The sequence below is a fragment of the Paenibacillus phoenicis genome (assembly GCF_034718895.1).
Lineage (GTDB): Bacteria > Bacillota > Bacilli > Paenibacillales > Paenibacillaceae > Fontibacillus > Fontibacillus phoenicis.
Genome location: NZ_JAYERP010000001.1, coordinates 2,251,176 through 2,273,440 on the forward strand (window position 1 = coordinate 2,251,176; position 22,265 = coordinate 2,273,440).

Here is a 22,265-nt window from a genome sequence, read left to right on the forward strand (position 1 = left end):
TCCGCGCTGCCACAGCATCGTAAGATCTAACCGTTCCCGTTACCCCTTCACCGCGCCAAGCATAACGCCGCTGACGAAATAACGCTGCAGCCACGGGTATACGAGCAGGATGGGGATCGTCGCGAACATCACGCTCGCGGACTTCAAGCCTTCCGAAACGAGCTTCGTCACCGCACCAGCGCCTTCCGCCGCCAGCAGATCGGAAATCATGTTGTTTTGGATCATCTGATACAGCTTTAATTGCAGCGGATACAACTCCGGGCTGTTAATGTACATCAACGTATCCTGAAATCCGTTCCAACGTCCAACTGCATAGAACAAGCTCAGCGTCGCAATCACCGGAAGCGACAGCGGCAGGATGATATGGATCAGGGTGCGAAAATGGCTGCTGCCATCGATCTCCGCCGATTCCTCCAAGCCTTCCGGAATGTTGTTAAAGAAAGTGATCAGGATGATCAAGTAAAATGGATTAATGAGTCCTGGAAGCACCAGCGCCCAGATCGAATCCAACAGGTTCAAGCTGCGAACCAAAATATATTCCGGGATGATCCCCCCGCTGAAGAACATCGTGATCACGACGACCGTCATAAAGAATCTACGGCCTCTCAGCTTCCGCTTGGACAACGGGTATCCGGCGGCAATCGTCATCAGCATGCAAAGCAGCGTATACAAAACCGTCAACAGCACCGTAAATCCCAAAGAGCGGATCATCGACGGATCGGTGAATACTTGTTTGTAGGAATCAAACGTCAGTTCAACCGGGAGCAAGCTGACCTTCCCGGACAGAATCGGCCCTGCTGAGCTTAAAGAAACGGCGAGAATATGAATAAATGGAGCAAGACACAGCAACGTGGCGACAGCAAGCACGACAAAATTGACAACATCGAACACACGATTAGCGGTTTGTTCTTTCACGTCCGTCCGCTCCTTTCATCAACGTGCATACCTCCTAAACCTCCCTATACTTCCTATATGATCCCTTCATCGGTAAGCTTCTTGGAAATATGGTTGGCCGACAGCACCATCACCAGCCCAACAACGGCCTGGAACAAGCCAACTACCGTGGCGATCGTGTACTGTCCAGACTGCAGCCCAACGCGATAAACGAACGTACTGAGTACATCGGAATACTCGCGAACGGCAAGATTGCCGATCACATATGGCCGATCAAAGCCAATCGTAATCAAATGGCCCAAGTTAATGATCAGCAGCATCACGATGGTGGATTTTAATCCGGGAAGTGTGATATGCCAGATTCGTTTCAATCTACCGGCTCCATCAATGCTGGCCGCTTCGAACAGCTCTTTGTTGATGCCCGTGAGCGCCGCCAAATAGATGATCGTCCCCCAGCCTGCACTTTGCCACATGCCGATAAGCAAATAAGTCACCAGCCAGATATTCTTCTCCGTAAGAAAAGGAACCGCCTCAAATCCCATCGAGGTGATCACATTGTTGATCAACCCGGACTGCGTCCCGAACACCTGCGCGGCAATCCCGCCAATGATCACCCAGGAGATAAAATGCGGGATGTAAAGAATCGTTTGCGACAGCTTTTTAAACCATTGAATCTGCATTTCGTAGAGCAGTATGGCCAGAATGAGCGGGGCCGGGAAAGAAACGAGCAAATCCAAGAAATTCAGCATCAGCGTATTGCGAAGCGTCAGATAGAAGTCCCGCATCCCAAACACTTCCCGGAACGCCTCAAACCCAATCCATTTGCTGCCCCCGATCCCTTGGAAGAAGTTAAAATCCTTAAATGCAATCTGAATCCCGTACATCGGGCCATATCGGAAAATCACAAAATAAGCGAGCGGCAGCGCAAGCAACGCGTATAACTGCCAATATCTGCGGATATAAACTTTCCAGCTCACAGCGGTCCCCTCCCTGATGCGTTAGGCTGCCTGCGGGGTGAGGCACACCCCATCCCCGCAATGACCCAACTTGATTTATTTGGATTGCATTTCTTTGTAGACAGCTGTGCGCTCATCAAGGATCGCTTGGCCTCCGCTGGCCATGTAGTCCTTCATCATCGTTTCGTATACGCTTTCAAATTGCTCCGGCTTTGCCATCGTCACCTTCACGAGCATTTCGTGGAACTTCTCCTGCAACGTGGTCCCGTATTTCGTCTGCGCTTCAATCGGTTTACTCATCACGACCGGCTTAATCAGATCCGTATTGGCGATCGCTTGAGCCTCCGCAACATCCTTCTGATATCTTGTCGGGAATTGCATCGCCCGAGCTTTCAGGTTTAATTCATCGCTGCCCAGCTGCTTGCCGTTGGAGATAATCGCCATATCGCCGCTGTTATACAAGCGGTTTAACGCTTCCTCGGTTTGATTCTCTATAGCAACCGGAACACCGTCGACCATGGTGTAGTTCTCGCCTTCGATGCCGTTTTGCATATGGAACAGGTGGTCATCCGAAGCCATCCACTCCAAATATTTGATCGCTTCCACGGCACGTTCGCTTGATTTCGGAATCATAATGTACATGCCGTTCGGGTTGTACATCGGTTTGGCATGCTTGCCTTCAGAGTTCGTGAAGACGTCTACCGACTTGAGAATGGCGCCGGGAACGTTTTTCTGGAGTGTGGCGTAGGAGCCGTTTTCATAGAATGGATTCACATCGTCCTCGCTGAAAAAACCAACTTTCCCCGAGGATACGTCCTCGCCTAGTTTTTTCTTGTCCGTATCCAGCGCGAAGTCCTTGCTGATTAAGCCTTCATTGTAGAGTTTATTCATAAATTGCAGGCCGTTCTTAAAGCCTGGCAGCAGCGTCGGATAATCATTGGAGCCAGCGTTTGGGTCAAGGTATAGGTTTGTTCTTCGGTTAATGGTTCGATAAAGGACCAGAGAAGGGGTTCATATTGAGCGTTGGCTACGGTCATGGCCATTGGGATGACTTGACCGCCCGTTTCTCCGGGATCCTTCTCCTTAAAGGCCTTCAGCACATTGTATAACTCCTCTGTGGTTTGAGGTACGGGCAGTCCCAGCTTATCAAGCCAATCCTGACGGATGAAGGAAGCATATTTGCCCAGCTGCGTACGTTTGGCAGGAACTGCATATTGCGTGCCTTCATACCGGCCGTATTGCAAGATTTCTTCGCCGAGGAAAGCCGTTAAATTAGGGGCATATTGTTCAAGAAGCGGAGCCAGATCGGTCAAGCCGCCCTGGGAGGCATAACGATTAAACGTGTTGGTGTCATACGTGAACACAATGTCCGGTACGTCGCTGCCGCTCGCCATCAGGACGTTCAGCTTCTCGACTTCTTCGGAACGGGGAATCGGTACAAATTCTACATCGATGTTATTCGGATCTCCGAAGCTCTCCTGTACGTATCTCGTCAAGTAGTTATCGGTAATCGTTGATCCGGCCGGCGAGTTACCCCGATCGAACACCTCAACCTTCAGCGTGACCCTCTTGCCGTTCGATTCGCCCGATTGCGAAGCACCGCTGGGATCATTGGATTTCGAATTCGACGAAGACGAACAGGCTGTAAACAACAAGGAAGTAATCAAAATAACCGTAGTGATAGCCAACCCTGATCTTTTTTTGTTCCTCATCTTTCTTCATCCCCTCTTCGAATAGATGTATCCTCTGATCGGAAGACGCAAGACGTGAATTCGCGGATTCGCACTTTTTCACTGCGGCTGCCGCCCCCGTCCAGATTGACCCAAGTATGCCATGGCTCGGATGGGGCAGCAATAAACTAGTTTCGGGCGGATAAACCGCCATCCAAATATCCAGATTACGGAAAAATAAAGCAAATTCCCGCAATAAACTTATTTCGCTATATCTCGGAATGCCGGGACTTCGCAGGTTTGAGCTTGAGCCTTCTGTAATCGCCTGGCGTCACGCCAACAACCCTTTTGAATACGCGTCCGAAGGTAATCGAGTTCGCATACCCTACGCGAGTGGAGATGTTTTGGATCGTCTCGTCGGTCTCGGCCAGCAGCTCCTGAGCCCGCTCCATGCGCAGCTGAACGATAAAGTCAACAAATTTCATGTTGAATTCTTCCTTAAACAAATAGCTCGCGTACTTCGCCGAAATATGAAAACGATCGCTGATATGTTTTAAGGAGAGATCCGGGTTTTCAAAGTTCTCCTCGATATAGGTTTTGAGCTCGCCCACCATCGCACGGTGGTTTTTGGTTTCGCTGTGTGCCACATATAAACGGTACAGCCCGGTTAAGTAATCAGAATATAACGATTTTATCTGTTCTAGGGTGCCGGCCATTTTCACGTCATTTTGCAGTTTCTCCATCTCTGGGCCGTGAAAATAGTCGCGAAGCTCTCCGGAAAGGGACGCCAACTCGTACCCCAGCATATCGATCAGCATCTGCAGCAGCATCCGGATATCCTCGTCCTTCAGGCAATCGCTTGCCATCTGCTCGAACCACTGATCCAGACGCATACGCCATTCGCCGTCCAAGTGCCGGATATCGCGCACCAGCTCGGAAATCATCATCACATCCTTATGCCATCTGCGGTCGGCAGGCTGCGGCAGATCTTCACTCAGGAGGATCGCCTCCTGACCAAACGACAGCTTGTGCTGTAAGACGTCAAGCGCCGCTTTGTAGGATCGGTCGATTCGTTGCCAATCGCGCTCGACATGACCGGCACAGAATCGCAAGGAAAAGCGCAGATGCTGCTCGACCCAGGCCTTCCCTTTGTCCGCAAACCCGCGGATGGCCTGCGCCGCCGATTCATGGGTTTGGTCAACGCCCACGATCATGCCCAATCGATCCTCAGCGATCCATTCCGCCCAGCCGTAGAGCCCATCGATTTGCGCCAGCTCCTGGAGAACGTTTGTGAGTGCAAACTTGAGAGTATGCTGATCCCGTTCGGAGAACGAGCTGCGAAAGTCAGGGTAGTTGCTAATTTCCACGAGGACAAATGCCAATTGGAGCGGCTCCTCCTTCGGCTGCACGCCCAGCTTCTTCAGACGATCCCCCAGCATGTCCGGGGTCTCGCCTTGCATCAGGTCATAAAACAGCTGGCGGCGGCTAATCAACAGATTCTCGCGCTGCTGCTTCTCGTAATCCGCGGCTTGCCGAATTAAATCCTCCAGCGCCCGGTCGATCATGGACAGCTCATCCATTTTTAATCCAAGCTCGTCCTCACGCTGCCGCAGTGATTCGATGCGGCCTACCATCGCTCGGATCGGTTGATAATTTTTTCGGGTAATAAAAATCAAATACACCAGAGCAGCAACCACCGTCCCAATCCCAAGCACAACCCAGATATAAGAGATAAAGGAGACCCACGTAAACAGCTGCCCGGCGGTAAGGCCGCTCTCGAACTGCCATCCGAGCACCTCCGATGTTACCCGATTCACAACACGGCTCTTCTCTCCCTGCCGTGGCATGTCGGCGGAACGCGTGGAGAACAGCAGTTCACCGGACGCATCGCGAACATCCAGGAAGGAGACCTCGCTATCGTTCATGGAGCGGATCATTCGCTCGATCGCATACATATCGAGATTAATGACGACCAGACCATCATCGCCGAAGGGGAGCGGTTCTCGCTTGTAACTGGAAATCACCCGTTTCTCTTGATCCGAGCTGAACTCCCGGTAGCTGCGGATCGGAGACCAGCTTCGATCCTCCAGCTTCGTTAAGGTTGCCTCGACGAAAGCGCGGTCGGCAAACGTATCTAAATCCATCAGCCCGCTGCGCGTCAGCACTTTTCGATCCTTCATCCGGTAGATATAAATGGATTCGATTAAGCTGTCCCGGGAAGTCAATTCGCGTATGCTGGCCGCTACGTCCAAGATGATCTGGCTGTCCTGTTCGGTCAGCGCCACGTTTAGAAAATCCTCGTACCGTTTGTTTTTTTCGACTTCCTCCAGCACGTCCATTTCGATGCCTTTCAGCGAGCTGGTCAGCCGCCCTACCACATAATCCGTTGTGATCCGGTCGGCCTTGACCGTCTGCTTGTACGAGATATCGCTAACGATAATCACGAAGATAAAAAACAACACCGCCACCGTGATCAAAAAGATGGGAAAGTACGATAACAGCATCCGTCGGTACCAATTTCCTCTCATTTCACCACTCCCACATCGAATGCATTTTCGTCGTTTCATGAAAGAAAGCGCTTTCTTAAGTATTGTATGGACAGCCATTGGCGAAGTCAACGAATAGATGGAAGTAGGGAGGATTTTTTGTTGAAGGCAGGGCGGTTGTCGAGGGGTATAGGTGGGTTTCGGGTTGCCTTTTGCATCATTATCCCTTTTGTTAAGGGAGCAGGTTGGGTAAGGCAATATGAAGGATATGTAGCTGCGGAGTTAGGAGATGCAGAGGTACAGAAGTGCGGAGAAATGGAAGCACGGAAGCATCGGAGGTATGGAAGTATGGGGGTATGCCAGGTATGGAGGTACCAACTGACGGATCAAACGGGATAATGGTGTAAAAGGCGCCCAAAAACAGGAGGGAGCCAGAAATTAATACAGCGCGAGCATCCTGACTGACACCTTGGACTCTCGCGCTGTGGCTTATGAACTTTGTACTCGCGTTATCAAACCGTCACAGTTAAATCGGCTGAAAGGGCGGCTTGGCTGCTGCCACCAACTATTACCGTGACTTTACATGGAACCGTTGCAAAACGCATCTCCCGGGTCCAAATCCCCAGCTCTTCCCGCCCCAGGCTAAATTCAACAGTGCGGCTTTCCCCCGGGGCGAGCTCGATTTTGGTGAAACCTTTTAGTTCGGCGATTCGCCGGGTGATCCCCGATTCCCGAGCTCGAATGTACAGCTGGACGGTTTCTGCACCGCTTCGTGCTCCCGTATTTTTGACCTCCACCTGCACCATGACCCGCTCCCCGTTCTCAAGCGCAGTCGTCGAGACGGCAGTCCTGGATAAAGACAGCTTGGCATAAATAAACTGCGTATAGCTCAGGCCATAGCCAAATGGATACAGCGGTGCAGAAGGCATATCGACGTAATTTCGGATCCGTCCTGGATCCTTTTGGTTGTAATATATCGGAAGTTGGGCGGAGGATCGCGGCAACGTCACCGGCAGTTTCCCGCTTGGGTTCACCTTCCCAAATAGGATCTCGGCGATCGCCCGGCCGCCTTCCGTTCCGGGATACCATGCGCAGAGGACTGCATCGCACAGTTCAACAACCTCGCCAAGCGCATGCGGCCTGCCTTGAATGATGACGGCGACGACGGGAGTGCCCGTGGCGGCAACTGCCTCGGCGAGCTCCAGCTGGACCCCGCCGAGTGACAGATCGGCCAGGTCTACGCCTTCGCCGCAATCCATCTCAGACGGGCTGCCCTCCTTGACGATCGCAGCTCCGTTGTCTTCGAACTCGCCCCCGAACTCTCGGGCGCTGCTCCCGCCGAGCACAAGAATCGCCAGATCCGCCTCCTTCGCAGCAGCCACCGCTTCCGCGAACCCGGCCTTGGAGCGATCGCGAATCCCGCAACCCAAGGCGTATACGATGTCGACACCTTGCGGTGCACACGCACGGATGCCCTGAAGCACCGTCGTGCCGGTCCCCTCACGTTGGACGCTTGTATAGTCGCCCAGTTGGTTGTACAAGCGATCGGCGTTCGGACCAATCACCGCAATCCGACGCGGCTGGCCAACGATCGGCAACTGATCTCTTTCGTTCTTCAGCAGCACGACCGACTCACGGGCAACCTGCAGATTAATCTTCTGGAAATCCGGACACCCCACCACGGAAATTGCCCGTAACTCCGGCACGTATGGTTTGTCAAACAGGCCCAGCCGAAATTTCAGCCTCAGGACGCGCGCTACCGCCCGGTCGATATCCGCTTCCAAAACCAGCCCTTGACGAACCGCCTCCTCCAACTTGGTAAAAGCGGTATCCCATAGGCTAAGATCTACACCGGACGACAGCGCCAGCGCCGCTGCGGACTCGTGGCTGCCGGTAAGCGCCAGCAACCGGTCCACCGCGCAGCCATCCGCCATCACCAGGCCTTCGAAGCCCCATTCCTCTCGCAGGATGCCTGTCAACAAATCGCGGTTGGCATGACAGGGCACACCATCGATTTCGTTATAGGCCGCCATAAAGCCAGCAGCTCCGGCGAGCGCACCTGCCCGTGCCGCTGGAAGGTGGATTTCCCGCAGTTCTCGCGGCCCGATGGCCGCCGGACCTGCGTTACGCCCGCCCTGAGCTGCCCCCTGGGCGCATAAATGCTTCAGGACGACCGCAATGCGGTTCGGTGCATCCAGCCTGAGCGGGTCTTCGCCCTGCATTCCGCGTACCGCGGCTTCCGTAAAGCGGGCAGCCAAATAGGGGTCCTCGCCGAAGCATTCCTCGGAACGCCCCCAACGCGGTTCCTGCAAAATATCAAGCGCCGAGACCAACCCGACGTGCGCCCCGCGGCTGCGGATTTCCGCCGCCACCCGAGCGTAGGCCTGTACCATCAGCTCCGGATTCCAGGTGGCTCCGGCAGCGAGATTCACCGGCAGCAGCGTTCCGTCCAACGCCTGGTGGCCATGCGGACACTCTTCCGTCAACAGGACGGGAATGCCCAACCGGGTATGCTCCAACACATACCGCTGCACCATGTTCGCTACCTTCGCGCTGTCCGCCGCTGCAATTCCGTTCGCGTAATTCACGCCAGACCAAGGATCGCTGCGGAATAAGCCGTACAGCGCGCCCATCCCGCCGCCTCGGGCCACTTCGTCCTTAAAAGCATCGGTCAGCTCAAACGCATCTCCTTGACGGTTGTAGGCGTCCCAGCCGTACATCCGCTGATTCAGCTGTCCAACCTTTTCCCGGAGCGTCATCCGGGCCAATAAATCCGCTACCCGTTCTTCTATCGGAGCGGACGACAGCTTATAAATTTCCATCCGTATTCCCCCCGGCTCCAGACATTTCCCTGCTGACACGCAGACCGCGGTATTCCTTCGGTGTCATGCCCGTATAGGTTTTAAACACGGACACGAAATACTTATACTCTTTATAGCCGACCTTGTCCGCGATCTCGAATACCTTATCTTGCGTCGTGGCAAGCAGATGCTTGGCTTGATCAATCCGCATCTCGTTCATGTATTCCGTAAACCCTTTTCCCGTGCTTTGCTTAAAAATATAACTGAAATAGCTCGGTGTGATTTTCAGCCAAGCCGCAACTTCGGAAGCCTTAAGATCCGTGCGGTAACGTTCGATGATGTACTTTTTCGCTTTTTCAACGATCCAATAAGACTTGTCGATTCCGTTCTGATCGATTAATCGCTGCAGCTCCTCCATATCCTCGATCACTACCGTTTCCAGTCCGGCATAGGAGTTATATATATTCGGGTCCGGCTGCCCCCGGCGGGCGTAGTCCAACCCGGTCATCCCGCTTTTGCGCAAGCGCTGGCGGAGCAGGGCAAACAATTCCTCATACAGGTTCCAAGCCTCCGGCAGAAGATAACCCGATTCCCGGAAAAAACGGAACATGTCCTCCACCAATCGGTGAACTTCTTCCCGATCCTGCTTGAATAACGCGGATACGAGACACTGCACTGCCTCTCCACTATCGAAGGCTGGCAACGACCGCTCGGACATCACAGCCTCTCCATAACTGGGCGTCAGGACTTGTCGGCCGTCCAATACATGGAACGTCAGCAGGCGTAACGCTTCGGCACAGCGAACTGCGGTCTCCCCCAAATCCTCGTACACGGTGGAAATCCCGCCATAAATTTGCTCCCCTGTTCCAAGGCTGATCGAACCAATAGCTTTTGCCACCCACTCATCCCACACGACGGGTTCGATGCGACTCTCCGCTGCCAGTAAGGTCATCAGCAGGTTTTCATGGTCGAAGACGGATACGGCATGGAATGGACTGCCTTCCAAAGCACGTTGCAAACCGTGTAGCCAAGCCTCTTGAACGGCTGCGTATCTCTCCGCCTCCATATTGGCGAAATGTTCGTGGAATTCAGCTAGCTGAGTCGCTGCAATGCGGAATTGTGCGCCGTTCAGCGAAGCCGGAGGCTCCTGGCCGAACGCCATCCCGTGCCGGGCCATGCCCGACAGCCACAACTCGATCTCCCGCGTCTTCTCTTCCTTGCCGCCGGTGCGGATGGCGGCAACGATTTTTTTCACGACAGAGCTCAATTCTTCAATATCTACCGGCTTCAGCAAGTAGTCGCCTACGCCGACCCGGATCGCCTGGCGCGCATATTCGAAATCTTCATAACCACTGATAATGACGATTTGCACCTCAGGATAGCGTTGCCGTACCTGCTTCGCCAGTTCCAGCCCATCCATGCCGTCCATGCGGATGTCGGACAGCACCAGCTGGGCTCCGTACTCTTCAATGAGCCGCAGCGCTTCGAATCCATCATACGCCTCACCTACGACTTCCACGCCTAGCTGCGACCAATCGATCGTATAACGCAACCCCTCGCAAATGACAGCTTCATCGTCCACAATCAGCATTTTCACAAGTTTACCTGCATTAGCAGGTGCTACATTCATGACTCGAACATTAGGATTCATAGGGCTCACCTCCCGGATGGCCGGGCTCGGCAATAGGGAAACGAAGCCGTACCCACGTGCCTGCGGCCGAAGTATCGACAATTTCCAAACCGTACTCCTGTCCGTAAAAAATCGTTAGTCTTTCATGGATGTTTAGCAAGGCCCCTTCCCGGGTTCCGCCGGCTCCTCGCCGCTCCAGCGCGTTTCGGATCGCCTCAGCTTTACCGGGATCCATTCCCTTGCCGTTATCGATGACGTCCACCCAAATTTCGCCTTGACGGGCGTAACAGCGTACGTTTACCTCGCCATACGGCTTGCTGCGGTCCAGGCCGTGCTTGATGAAATTCTCCACTAATGGCTGTAGCGTAGCTTTCAACGTTACGGCGTCCTCTATGCCCGCCTCGATAAATAGGGAATACTTCAGCTTCTTCTCACCTAACCTGCGCTGCTGCAGGTACAAATAAGATTGGGCAAATTCCAGTTCTTTGCGCAGCGTGGTTTGGTAGCTTCCATTATTCATGCTGGAGCGAAAAAATTTCGACAGCATTTCGATCAGTTGGCTCGATTTCGATGCCCGCTCCAAGCGTGCCGTCCAACGAATCATATCCAGCGTATTGTACAAAAAATGCGGATCCATCTGGTTTTGCAGGAGCTTCAGCTCGGATTCCCGCTCCCTTAACTCCAGCTTGTATTTATGCTCAATCAGTTGTTGGATCGTGGCGACCATCTCGTTAAACTTGCGGTTTAGTTCGGAGATCTCGTCATTGGAATTGACCGGAACCCGGGCGTTAAAGTCCCCGTAGGTGACTTTGCTGGTTTCTTTTTTCAACCGCAAAATGGGGCGAATGATCGTGTAATGGAAGCCGATCAACGCGGTTAAGCCCAGCATCATAATCGCCGTTAGGATGACCAGCATCGTCACTTTAATGCCGCGGAACTCCTCAGAAACCTTCGCTTCGGGAATCATGGCGACCAGTGTCCAATCCGTGTTCTCCATACTTTTATATAAAGTTAAATAACGTTGACCTTTCACCTCGCAGGTCAGATCTCCCTTTCCGGAGGACGACAGCTTGTCCAGCAACGACGCATCCGGGTGAAGGGCTTCCGGCAACGGTTGAGTCGTCCCTAAAATCACCTGGCCTTCTGGGCTAACGATAAAGACGCTCCCAGTACCGTCCTTAAAGATCCCTTTCTCCAGCAAGCCCACTATGCTCGCTTCATCCAGACGAATAATCAACCTTCCCAGCGGTAGGGTGATTTGACTGTAGGAGTTGAGAATGCGGAACATCGACAACACCCGAACCTCGCCGTTCCAATCGCTATGCAACGTATACCCTTCGGTCCAGGTAATCCCGCCTTTTCGAGCTTTGGCGGCCTCCTCCCATTTCGATTCGTCGCCACGAAACGGCTCGCCCATTTCAATCGAACTGCCGTTAAACCCGTGAATCTCGATGGAACGAATATACCCCTTCGACATCAGCTGAAACGTCAGGAAATCCTCAATGTTCCGCTTCAGTACCGCTTGTTGTTCACTGCTTAGCGGAGGGGAGGTGCGCAGGAAGTTACGCATATCCGGACTTAAAATCAAATAGTTGGCGATATCCTCCACCATTTTGGTCTGCTCGCCAAGCTGGCCAGCGACATTATCAAGGTTCCGCTTCGTGGAATTGATGAACTGATCCCGCAGCACCTCGTTAAATTGAATTTGCACGACCACGCCAACGCCAAACGTCGGCAAAATCACGAAGATGAGGAAAATGACAAGCGCCTTTCGCTTTAAGCCAAAGCTGCCGAGAAACCTTTTGTAGCTTGCCATCGCACTCGCCTCCGTCCGGTCATGATGCCTATGAGAACCTCGGTTACCCTTTGACAGCCCCTGCCGTCATGCCGGTAACCAGTTGTTTTTGCAGTAATAAATAGAAGATAATGATCGGAATCAGCGCCATCGTCAGCGCTGCCATTTGCAACGTAAGACTCGCCGTTTCGATGCCGACGAAGTTGGCCAAGCCAAGCGGCAGCGTCTTGAGCTCCGACGAGCTGATTAATACCAATGCGAACAAATATTCATTCCAGTTATAGATAAAGTTGAGGATGATAACGGTAGCCATTGCAGGTCTTGTAATGGGGAGAATGATCGACCAGAAGATTCGGAAAATACCCGCGCCATCCATGACGCCCGATTCCTCCAGGTCTTTGGGGAATCCCCGCATGAAGCCCTCCAGAATAATGATCGTTAAAGATAGGTGGAACGCCGTATACGGCAAAATCAACGATAAATGTGTATCCAACAGGTGCAATTTCTGCATGATCAGAAAAATCGGAATCAATGTTGCATGAATCGGCACGAGCATGCCAAGCAGAAATACGCCGTAAGTGATGCCGCGCAGTCGAAATTGAAACCGCGATAGGAAATAGGAGGCCAAGGCTCCTAAAAATACGGTGACTGCTAATGAAGCAAAGGTAACAAACAGACTGTTTAGAAAATACACATTCATATTCGCGACTTGCCACGCTTCCGCGTAGTTGGAAAAATGCAAGGCTTCCGGCAGCGAAAACGGGCTGGCTGCGTATTCCTGTTCATTTTTGAAAGAGTTAACGACCATCCAGAACAGCGGGACTATATTCATGATAGCGAATAGACTTAAAAAAGTGTATGCCAAAATTCGGAAGCCTACTGACTTCATGCTCATGGCCATTCCCTCCTTTCCTTAGGCATCTTTTTCTCGGCCTAGGCGATTGACAATCGAGATCACGATCAAGCTGAACAGCAGGATTAAGATCGCTACTGCGCTGCCGTATCCGTAGCGCATATTCATAAAGGCGCTGTTGTACATATGGATGGTCATGACCTCGGTTTGGTGCGCCGGACCGCCGCCCGTCAAGATCTGAATCAAGTCGAAAACGCGGAAGGAGTTACTGATGCTATAGACAACCCCAACCATCAGCGTACTGCGAATCATCGGGATCGTAATACGGAAGGTGCGTTTCAGCCCGGTGGCCCCATCCAGCTCGGCAGCTTCGTTGACCTCATCGGGAATGTTTTGCAATGCGGCCAGAAAAATAACCATATATAGTCCACAGTTCTGCCAGATATACGCAAGGCTGATCGACAGCATGGACCAACGATCGTCACCAAGCCAGTTCTGCTTCCAGCTATCGAGACCCACGATGCCCAGCAGGTTATTTAACATCCCGTATTCCGTGTTATAAACCATGCCCCAAATCAAGGACACCATGACGGAGGAGATGACGACGGGCATAAAGCCTACCGTTCGAAAGAACCCGGAGCCCTTCAGGCCGCGGTTCAGCAACAGTGCGAGCAATAACCCAAGCGGGATTTGGCCGATCAGGCCGGTCACCATAATGATGACGTTATTTTTGACGGACAGCCAGAAGATGTCGTCACCCATAATCTTCACGAAATTATCCAGACCAACGAACTTCATCGATCCGATGCCGTTCCAGTCCATTAACGAGTAGTACAGCGACACGCCAATCGGTACAATGGCGATCCCCAGATAGATGACCAGGGCAGGTAATAAACCAATAAATATGGCCAGCTTCGCACCTCGTAACGTTTGCATCAGGGGTTCCCTCCTTTATGTCGTAATGTAGATTCAACACCGATGAATGAAGAAAACCCGGGGATCGGGTTTTCTATCACGCATCGATATTGAAGGATCAATTTCAAGAGATCAATTTCGGTAGTTATCCATCGCTTCCTGAACTTCCTTCGCCAGCTCTTCCGGTGTGCCGCGGCCTACGGTCAACGCTTGCAGTCCGTTTTGCAAGACGTCTACTACCTGCGTAGGAATGACACTGTCGAACACCGGCGCGGTTCCGTTACCGGTCAGCGCCAGCATTTCCTTCAGATACGGGCTGGCGTCATCAGGAATTTCCACCTTCGCTGGCACGACAACCCCGTTGCGGATCAGTTCTTTATACAAATCTTCGTTGACGAAAAACTTCAAGAACTCTTCAGCAGCCGCTTTCTTCTTCTCATCTAGGCCGCTCTTAATTGCAATGCCGTATTGCACAATACCTGCGCTCTTCTTCGGATCGCCTTTACCGCCTTCGACACTTGGGAACAAGGCGATGCCAAATTTATCTCCCTCTTCGTTGTTAATCCGCACTCTTGCGTCAACGGTAGCGGAGGAAATATGCATCGCTGCTTTCCCTTGGATCAAGTAGTCCTGGCCTTGAACGGAATCCATGTTGTTGGCATCCGTATTAAAGGCGCCCAGTTTACTCAACTCGTCAATGACCGAAAGAGCTTTTACGAACTCGGGATCGGTAAATTTCGCTTTGCCTTCAAGCACGGCCGGGAGGAAATCACTTCCGGTGAACCGGTCGCCAATGATCGAAATGTAGGACGATTGCAGCGGCCACTGTTCTTTATTGCCGAGAGATATCGGGGTGATGCCCGCGGCTTTCAGTTTTTTCACTACATCGATGAATTTATCGTAGGTGTCAGGGAATTGATCATAGCCGACTTGTTTAAACATCTCTTTATTGTAGTAAATGATATCTACGAAGTTTTGTTTGGTTGGGATCGCATATTGTTGTCCGTCCACGTTAAATCCGGAAAGTGCGGCTTCTGGCAAAATCGAACCCCAGTTGTCCATGAGATCGTTGATCGGCTGAAGCAGATTACCGGCAACAAGCGGTGTCAAGTCCGCTCCCGGCCAAACGACGTTGATGTCGGACAGGTTGTTGGCGGCTGCCAGCGTGCGCAGCTTGGTCTTATATTGGGCGGATGGAACGCCATCCTGCTTGATCACGATGTTCGGGTGCGTCTTCTCGAACTCGGCGATCCGCGCTTTGTAGACTTCGTTGTCCACGTTCGGGGAAGTCCAAGGATGCATCATGTTCAAAGTAATCGTTTCCGCTTCGTTTGCGCCGCCGGCGTTGCCGGTGCTGTTACCGCCTGACGCGTTTTCTTTGCCGCAGGCCGCCGCGAACAGCGTCAGCACCGCAACCAAACCGAGCAATACCCATTTCTTGCCTCTGTTTGTTTTGCCCATAATCAACCCTCTTCTCTTGTTATTTTTGATGACTTCCATAAACATAACAGGAGATGAACGCTTTTATTTCGACACCTGTTATATGACTTATTATAAAAGCCAACTCCGATCGACTATATCCCATAAATTTTCGATTATATCCGAAATGTTTAGCCGATTTTTAAAGGATATCCTGTCAAACCCGTAAATTCATGTCATATTTTTTCACATAATTTATGGGAAGCGTTTGCAAGTCTTACTCTTTGAAAAACCGCTTTAGTGCGGTTATTCAAAGGCAACCTTTAGTCTTGCGGCTCATTCAGAATATAATCCACGAGTTCATCCAGCGGCACTGTCGCCAGCGCGATCGCGGTATCCGTTACCCCGTAGTAGATGTAGAGCAACCCGTCTTTGACGACATTCCCCGTCGGGAAAATGACGTTTGGAATCTGGTAGCCGAATTTTTCGTAGTACCTTTCCGGCTCCATGATGAAGTTTTTCGTGCGGGCGATGATCTTCTCCGGGTTCTCCAGATCCAGCAGCATAGCCCCCACGCGGTAAACCACCTCGTCGTCCACGCCGTGATAGAGCACGAGCCATCCGCGATCCGTCCGCACCGGCGGCGTCGATCCTCCGATTTTGCGCGATTCCCAAGCCATGTTCTCCGCTTTCGCCAGCAGCTTCGGCTCTTCCCAATGGATTAAATCCTCGGAGTAGGTGATCCACATCGCCGCTTTTTCCGTGCCGTACGCTTCGCCTACGTATTCCTCCGGCCGCCGCAGCAGCACGAACTTGCCGTTAATCTTCTCGGGGAACAGGATGTTGTCGCGGTCATTGATGTCCAGCGGCGTCGTGTCGGCGACGAATTCCCAGTCGATCAGGTTCTTGGAGGCAAGGATGGATGAACGCGTCAACCAATGGCCTTCCTGCTCGCCCCATCCGTCCGGGTATTTCGGAATCGAACGCTCTGGAACGCCTCGTCCCGTCGGATAGTAGCTCATTGCACATGGACGCAGCGCATAGTTCATATAAAACGTATCGTCGATTTTAACGATCCGCGGGTCCTGCACGCTGCCGTACGGGAACCCCAGCATGTCCGGCGTAACGATGGGCTCGTCCTTTACGTGGGTGAAATGGACACCGTCTTCGCTTTCCAACAACCCCAGGTAGTTTTTGCACGGTGTCAGCGATCCCGCCGTCCGTTCGATCATATAAAATTTGCCGTTATCGATGATCACCGCCGGGTTGAATACGGTTACTTTTCTCCATTCAAAACCGCCCGGTACCACAATTGGATTTTCCGGATGTCTCGTGATCTTCATCTGCGCTCCTCCTCCTAAACCCCTATAACAATCTAGATATAAAAATCTGTATTGTTATTATAGCCCCGGCGTTCTGGCGGAAATATCCCATAAACTTTCGAAAACATCTGAATAATTTCTGATCATTTTTTTCGCATAAAAAATCCCCAGGTCGTTGCATTTAGAGCAACAATCTGGGGTCTAATGTTCATTCGAGCAGCCGCGTTATGCGTCATAATCAACGATGTAACTTTGCAGCTCCGTATTATAGTAGCCGATGCTATATTCGGCCAGTCTTCCTTGGACATCCCGCGAATAACGCGAACGCTTGAGCACGGGCACCCCGTCGGCTAACCGCAAAAACTGCTTTGCCTCGGCTGGCGGAAGCGACACCGCGAACTCGTCCCTCAGCTTGTCCAGCGATACGCCCCACTCATCCAGAACTTCATAGAGCGAATGGTCGCGGAAATCTTCAAGCTCCGGTTCCGAGGGTTCTTTCCAAGGGGCGGCCAAATAATGCTCGTAAAAAATATACGGCTCACCGTCGAGATAATACGCACGTTCCAGCTTCAAGCAACGCTCCCCGAACAGCTGGTGAAGCTCGGAGCCCGCCTCGTTGCGCACCGTCTCAGCGCGAACCCACTCCTTGCGGATCTGATGGCTTTCCTCCACCAGAATCTCCGTGAAGTGCTTCCATTTCGACCACTTGGAGGCGGCTTTATTGCGGATCACTTTGGTGCCTTTGCCGCTGCCCTTCTCCAGATAGCCTTCCTGGACGAGCTCCTGAATCGCACCGCGGACGGTGATTTTACTGACAGCAAACTCCTGCTCCAGCTGAGGCTCAGAAGGGATATTCGAACCTAGCGGGTATACGCCGTGTAAGATACGTTCCTTCAAGATGTTTTTGATTTGTAAATATAACGGTCTATCTTTGCGGGACAACATCACGAACCTGTTCCCTACCTTTCCACATCGCCAGCGGCGGATTGCTCCATCGCCCGAAGGATTTCGGCCTCCGTCGCCATCGGGGTATCGCCCGGCACGGTATGGGCCAGCATGCCCGCTGCCGCCGCAAACCGGACAGTCTTCTCCAGGGCAAAGCCCTCCAACTCCCCATGGATAATCCCGCTCGCAAAAGCGTCTCCTGCCCCTATTCTATCATAGACGGAGAACGTGAGCTGATCAGAGAACGCAAAACGTTCCCCCTTGTACAGAAATCCGCGCAGCGAATGCGTATTGTTGCGGTGGATTTGGCGGTGCGTTCCGGCAATTACGGAAATGCCATAGTTTGCTGCCACGGCCGGAATCAGCTCCTTCAGCTGCTCCTCCCGGTCCTGTTGGTCCGTGGCCATTCCCAAGGTCAGCAGTGCATCCTTTTCATTCATCATCACGATGTCCGCCAACCGCAGCATCGCTTCATAATGCGGTTTCGCCTGGGCATATCCGCCTTCTCCCCAAAGGGACGGCCGGTAGTTGCAATCAAAAATCACCTTGCCCCCCTGCCGCTTAACCGCTTCGGCGAGCGCCTTCATGTGGGATCGTACGCCGTCGTTCATTGCCAGCGTAATCCCGTCGAAATGGATCGCCTCCATGCTGGCGGCGATGTTTTCGAAATCGTAGGTTCCTTCCGGCGCGGTGTTAAAGCTACTGTCCAACCGGTTCGAGTATGTGACGCGGCTGGGACGCACACCAAAGCCGTTCTCCAAAAAGTACATGCCTACGTACTTGCCTCCCCGGACAACGTGGGCGGTGTCAATGCCCAGCTTGCGTAGATAGGCGACGGCGGCATCGCCCAGCGGATTATCCGGCAACCGCGTAACCAGTGCACCAACATGCCCATAGCGGGATAAGGCCGACACCACATTTACTCCGGTACCTGAAAAAGAATACTTCAACGTATCCGCCTGCGCTAACGTCTCGTACCCCGGGACCTGCAGACGCATCATCACTTCACCGAAGGCTGCTATGCGGCGGTTAGGCATAAGCATCCGCCAGCTGTTTCATGATTTTGGTCAGCTGCAGCACGTCTTCGGTGCGGGTGTAACCGGTCTCCTTGTCGATGATCGAGGTATATACGTGCGGAATGACCTGCGGTACGCCGGATTCCAAGGCAATGCGCAGGATCGGCTCGAAATTGTCCAGGTCGATTCCACCGGTCGGCTCCAGCGCAAAATTTTCCTTCGCACAAGCAGCCGCCACCGCGCGAAGCTCTTCTTCGCGGCTTAAGCCTTGCATCGGGAAATATTTGAGCGCGTTGCCGCCCATATCACGCACCAGCGCGATCGCCGCTTCAACCGGAACGATCGCCGGCTTCTCCTGGGCGGCGCTGGCCGGGCCGGTGGAGATGTTCACGTATCCCGGTTGCCCTGTCGGGGATACCAGGCTGTTGATCCAGCTGTCTTGCCCGCCAAGATTCGCCCGGGTCGCCCCAACAGCCGGGAACACCTGATTGATGTGGCTGCCGGCATAACGCTTGGCGATCTCTGCAACAACTGCCGCTTGGCGATTATCGCCGGCGCCAAGGCCAATCGACACCGCATCGTCGATTTCCCGGCCGTATGCTTGCATCGCTGTTACGGCTTCCTCAACGGTAGGGTAGTCCTTCGAAAGGACCCCAACGAGAACATGACCTTCCGCGGCTTCGAACACTGCCTTGGCGTTCGCAATATCTTTAGCTAGTACGTTGAGGGCTACCCGATTTTTATAAAAACGTTTTGCGATTTGCGACATCTTAACGTCCTCCTGCCAATTCGCGAATTTTTGCGGCAATGATCTGGATATCGTCCCCCATCAGCGGGCGTGGATCGATATCAAAATACCCTTGTCTAACTCCATAATCCCGGGTGTAAATGGCAATTTCGCCGGTTTGCAGCGCATGTACCATCTCCTTCGCCGTCATTCCGGCTTGCTGCGGGTCGACCTGCACCCGGGCCCGGTAAATCGCTCGCCCGGCTTCGTCCTGCACGATGGAGACCCGGATTCCCGGGAGCTCACTCAGCGGCATCAAGGTCTGCAAAGCCTCTTTCTCGCGCTCGCTGTTGTCTGGTTTGACGGCGTATTCGTCCAGAGCTTGCAGCAGACCAAAGGTCGTTTCCTTGCCCACCTTCATGCTCCGACCAATGCCGTGCAGCTGTACCTTCACCCATTCGATGTACGTGCGTTTTCCGGCAACGATACCGGAGGTCGGGCCCTCGATCGCCTTGGAGCCGCTGTAAATGGCCAGGTCGGAGAACTTCACGTATTTTTGCAGATCCTCCTCCGCCGCCGCGTCGACGATCATCGGTATTTGATTCCGTTTCGCGACCTCCCACGCCTCTTCGACGGAGATCATGTTCTTCTGCACGGCGTGGTGCGATTTCACATATAGAATCGCCGCGGTTCTGTCGCCGATCGCGTCTTCGATGTGCTCGGCCCGCCCTTCGTTAGCGTAGCCAACCTCAACCAGCTTGCCGCCGCCGAGGTACACCATCGTTTCCACGGGAGCGCCGTACTGCACGTTGTGGCCCTTCAGCATAATGATTTCGTTACGGGGGATTTCCTCCTGATGCAGACGTAAGCTTTTACGCCGGTCGCCCTGCGTCACAATCGCCGCTACCGACAAAGCGATGCCGCTGGAGGCCGAGTTTACGACCACCGCCGCCTCCGATCCCACGTGCTTGGCGACATAGTCTCCCGCCTTGTCAACGAGGTCGGCGATTTCGACGTAGCTTTGGCCGCCGCGCTTCATCGCTTCCATCACCGTGTCACTTGGCGCGGATACACCAAGGATGCTCATCCGCCCGCTGGCGTTGATCACGCGCTTAAGCCCGTACTTTGCATTCAATGAATTTTCCATGGACGATCACTCCTTTAGCTTCGATACGGCGGTTCGAGACGCGCCGTTCTCCTTCCGAATCAACGAGTTCCACAGGTTCTTCCTTAACGGCAAACAACGTTAAATGGGCCGGGTCCCCGACCTGTATACGGCCAAGCTCTTCTCGGCCCAGCCATTGTGCGGCACGAGTGGTTACCGCAGCAATAACTTCTTCAAGCGGATAACCGAGATAGAGGAATTTGCTTAACACATTGGCCATACTGTACACCGGACCGTTCAGCCGGTTCCCCCGGTAGATGTCGGTGCTGATCGTGTCGGGGTGGATCCCTTGTCGCTTCGCCGCCTCGGCCACCCGAAACGAGAAGCTCGCCGTGCCATGGCCCACATCAAGATGCACCCCTCGGCCGATCGCCTCGGTTAACACCGGGAGCGGTTCGCCCGCTTCGTCAAACAAATTGTTCGCTTTACCGTTGAGATAATGGGTAATGATATCTTTTCGTTGCAACAGCGGAATGACCTCCCTGATATCGGGCGGCGCCGATCCGATATGCACCATAAGCGGCATTCCTGTCTCAAGCGACAGCTCCCGCGAGATGCGCAGCGGAGTGACCCCGTTTTCGCGGACTACGCTTTGGCTGATTCGCGCTTTCAGGCCAACGATGGAGTCGCGATAATCGGCGAGCGCGGCCTTCAGGAGCTCACGGTCGATCCAAGCTAATTCAGACAGCTCGTCGATGCGTTTCAGACCGATCCGCGAGATGTTCAAAAAAGCCAGCAAATTGGTCTCCGCCCGCTTGCCGCTGGCCACAAGATCGCCAATCCGGTCCGCGCCGCAGCTGCCAGCGTCCACGATCGTCGTGACGCCTTGCTTCACGCCGATCTCATCAATTTCATCGCCATACGGGTCGAATTCCGGAAACGCGTGGACATGCATATCGATCCAACCGCTGGACACGTATAGGTCGGTCCCATCCCATTCCCGATCGCCGCGAGCCTGACCGGCTCCAGTGATCTCAGCGATGATGCCGTCCTCGATAACGATGTCGATCTCTTCCCCGTTAACTCTTTTGAGATGGCGGTAAACGACTCTTTCCTTCATCATAGCTCGCCTCTTTTTAATGGATCGTTGTCATGCCTGCCTCCGATTGGATTTAGCATAACACGGAATTTCGCTCTTGAGAATATAACGTTATAATGTTTTGCTGTTGCATTTCTCTTACGCTTAATTTAATCTTAACCTCCCGGGAGTTCATGAAATATCCCACGAAATTACGATAATATCCGAAAAAGTTGTAAATTTACACTGTGCATTAAGCAAAAAAACCCCCGTATCACTTTGCAAGTGACCGGGGGATTCTAGTAATTCGCAGCTTTTATACTAACTCTACCAAATATGGTATAATAGTCCTGACAACAGAAGGCTTAGATGGGTGGTCGGCTAGTCTCCCCGATGGGAGGTGATGCCTGTGGAGGTTAAAGACGCACTGTCTCTGATGATCCAATTCGGAGCGCTATTAATAGCACTCATCGGTTTGGTCATTACGATCGTAGCTACGTCAAACCAAAACAAAAAGAAATAGACCCCCCATTTGTGGTAGGTAAGGGTCTATTCCTTTTACCAACTACAGCCGACCGCTCTTCAAAGCGGCTGTTGTTAGAGTGAAGATGTTCCCGCATCTTCACTCTTTATTTTATGGAGATTATTTGCTT

Annotated in this window: 16 protein-coding genes and 1 pseudogene; 1 reads left to right on the plus strand and 16 read right to left on the minus strand. The window is 52.9% G+C overall.

The annotated features are described in order from the left end of the window. Positions 1-39: 39 nt before the first annotated feature. From U9M73_RS10580 to U9M73_RS10655, 16 genes and pseudogenes are all read right to left on the minus strand, one after another. Positions 40-915: a carbohydrate ABC transporter permease gene (locus U9M73_RS10580; protein ID WP_323077237.1), complete on the minus strand. Its 876-nt coding sequence runs from the start codon at positions 913-915 to the stop codon at positions 40-42. Between the two features lie 53 nt (positions 916-968). Further along, complete coding sequence (locus tag U9M73_RS10585; RefSeq protein ID WP_323077238.1) at positions 969-1,871, minus strand: ABC transporter permease; 903 nt, start codon at positions 1,869-1,871, stop codon at positions 969-971. A gap of 75 nt (positions 1,872-1,946) precedes the next feature. Further along, positions 1,947-3,562 (minus strand): annotated as a pseudogene (locus U9M73_RS10590) (extracellular solute-binding protein). A 227-nt stretch (positions 3,563-3,789) separates the two neighbouring features. Further along, positions 3,790-6,048: a helix-turn-helix domain-containing protein gene (locus tag U9M73_RS10595; RefSeq protein WP_323077239.1), complete on the minus strand. Its 2,259-nt coding sequence runs from the start codon at positions 6,046-6,048 to the stop codon at positions 3,790-3,792. A gap of 470 nt (positions 6,049-6,518) precedes the next feature. Continuing rightward, positions 6,519-8,828 carry a glycoside hydrolase family 3 C-terminal domain-containing protein gene (locus tag U9M73_RS10600; protein ID WP_323077241.1) on the minus strand — a complete coding sequence of 770 codons (2,310 nt, stop codon included), beginning with the start codon at positions 8,826-8,828 and terminating at the stop codon, positions 6,519-6,521. Then, positions 8,815-10,458: a response regulator transcription factor gene (locus U9M73_RS10605; protein ID WP_051416778.1), complete on the minus strand. Its 1,644-nt coding sequence runs from the start codon at positions 10,456-10,458 to the stop codon at positions 8,815-8,817. Before U9M73_RS10605 ends, U9M73_RS10600 begins: the two co-directional genes overlap by 14 nt. Next, positions 10,448-12,253, minus strand: a complete 1,806-nt coding sequence (locus U9M73_RS10610; RefSeq protein ID WP_260070979.1) for a cache domain-containing sensor histidine kinase — start codon at positions 12,251-12,253, stop codon at positions 10,448-10,450. Before U9M73_RS10610 ends, U9M73_RS10605 begins: the two co-directional genes overlap by 11 nt. Positions 12,254-12,296: 43 nt before the next feature. Then, positions 12,297-13,133, minus strand: coding sequence for a carbohydrate ABC transporter permease (locus tag U9M73_RS10615; RefSeq protein ID WP_009224246.1), 837 nt, complete (start codon positions 13,131-13,133; stop codon positions 12,297-12,299). A 12-nt stretch (positions 13,134-13,145) separates the two neighbouring features. Further along, complete coding sequence (locus U9M73_RS10620) at positions 13,146-14,021, minus strand: carbohydrate ABC transporter permease (protein ID WP_323077244.1); 876 nt, start codon at positions 14,019-14,021, stop codon at positions 13,146-13,148. A gap of 111 nt (positions 14,022-14,132) precedes the next feature. Continuing rightward, the gene (locus U9M73_RS10625) at positions 14,133-15,461 is read right to left on the minus strand and encodes an extracellular solute-binding protein (protein ID WP_028537385.1); all 1,329 of its coding nucleotides are present in this window, start codon (positions 15,459-15,461) and stop codon (positions 14,133-14,135) included. Between the two features lie 281 nt (positions 15,462-15,742). Then, on the minus strand, positions 15,743-16,762 hold the full coding sequence (locus U9M73_RS10630) for a glycoside hydrolase family 130 protein (RefSeq protein WP_323077247.1): 1,020 nt from the start codon (positions 16,760-16,762) through the stop codon (positions 15,743-15,745). Positions 16,763-16,966: 204 nt separating this feature from the next. Beyond that, positions 16,967-17,689 (minus strand): GntR family transcriptional regulator, encoded by a 723-nt coding sequence (locus tag U9M73_RS10635; protein ID WP_260070976.1) that lies wholly within the window; start codon positions 17,687-17,689, stop codon positions 16,967-16,969. 11 nt (positions 17,690-17,700) lie between these two features. Further along, on the minus strand, positions 17,701-18,723 hold the full coding sequence (locus U9M73_RS10640; protein WP_323077248.1) for a sugar kinase: 1,023 nt from the start codon (positions 18,721-18,723) through the stop codon (positions 17,701-17,703). Then, positions 18,716-19,471 carry a 2-dehydro-3-deoxy-phosphogluconate aldolase gene (gene dagF, locus U9M73_RS10645; RefSeq protein WP_009224252.1) on the minus strand — a complete coding sequence of 252 codons (756 nt, stop codon included), beginning with the start codon at positions 19,469-19,471 and terminating at the stop codon, positions 18,716-18,718. The genes U9M73_RS10640 and dagF overlap by 8 nt, the downstream gene beginning before the upstream one ends. 1 nt (position 19,472) lies before the next feature. Further along, complete coding sequence (locus U9M73_RS10650; protein WP_009224253.1) at positions 19,473-20,576, minus strand: DgaE family pyridoxal phosphate-dependent ammonia lyase; 1,104 nt, start codon at positions 20,574-20,576, stop codon at positions 19,473-19,475. Continuing rightward, a complete protein-coding gene (locus U9M73_RS10655; RefSeq protein ID WP_036644780.1) occupies positions 20,542-21,654 on the minus strand; it encodes an amidohydrolase/deacetylase family metallohydrolase in 1,113 nt (370 codons plus the stop codon). The genes U9M73_RS10650 and U9M73_RS10655 overlap by 35 nt, the downstream gene beginning before the upstream one ends. A gap of 367 nt (positions 21,655-22,021) precedes the next feature. Here U9M73_RS10655 and U9M73_RS10660 point away from each other — a divergent pair, with 367 nt between their 5' ends. Beyond that, positions 22,022-22,135 carry a putative holin-like toxin gene (locus U9M73_RS10660; RefSeq protein ID WP_232282255.1) on the plus strand — a complete coding sequence of 38 codons (114 nt, stop codon included), beginning with the start codon at positions 22,022-22,024 and terminating at the stop codon, positions 22,133-22,135. Positions 22,136-22,265: the final 130 nt, after the last annotated feature.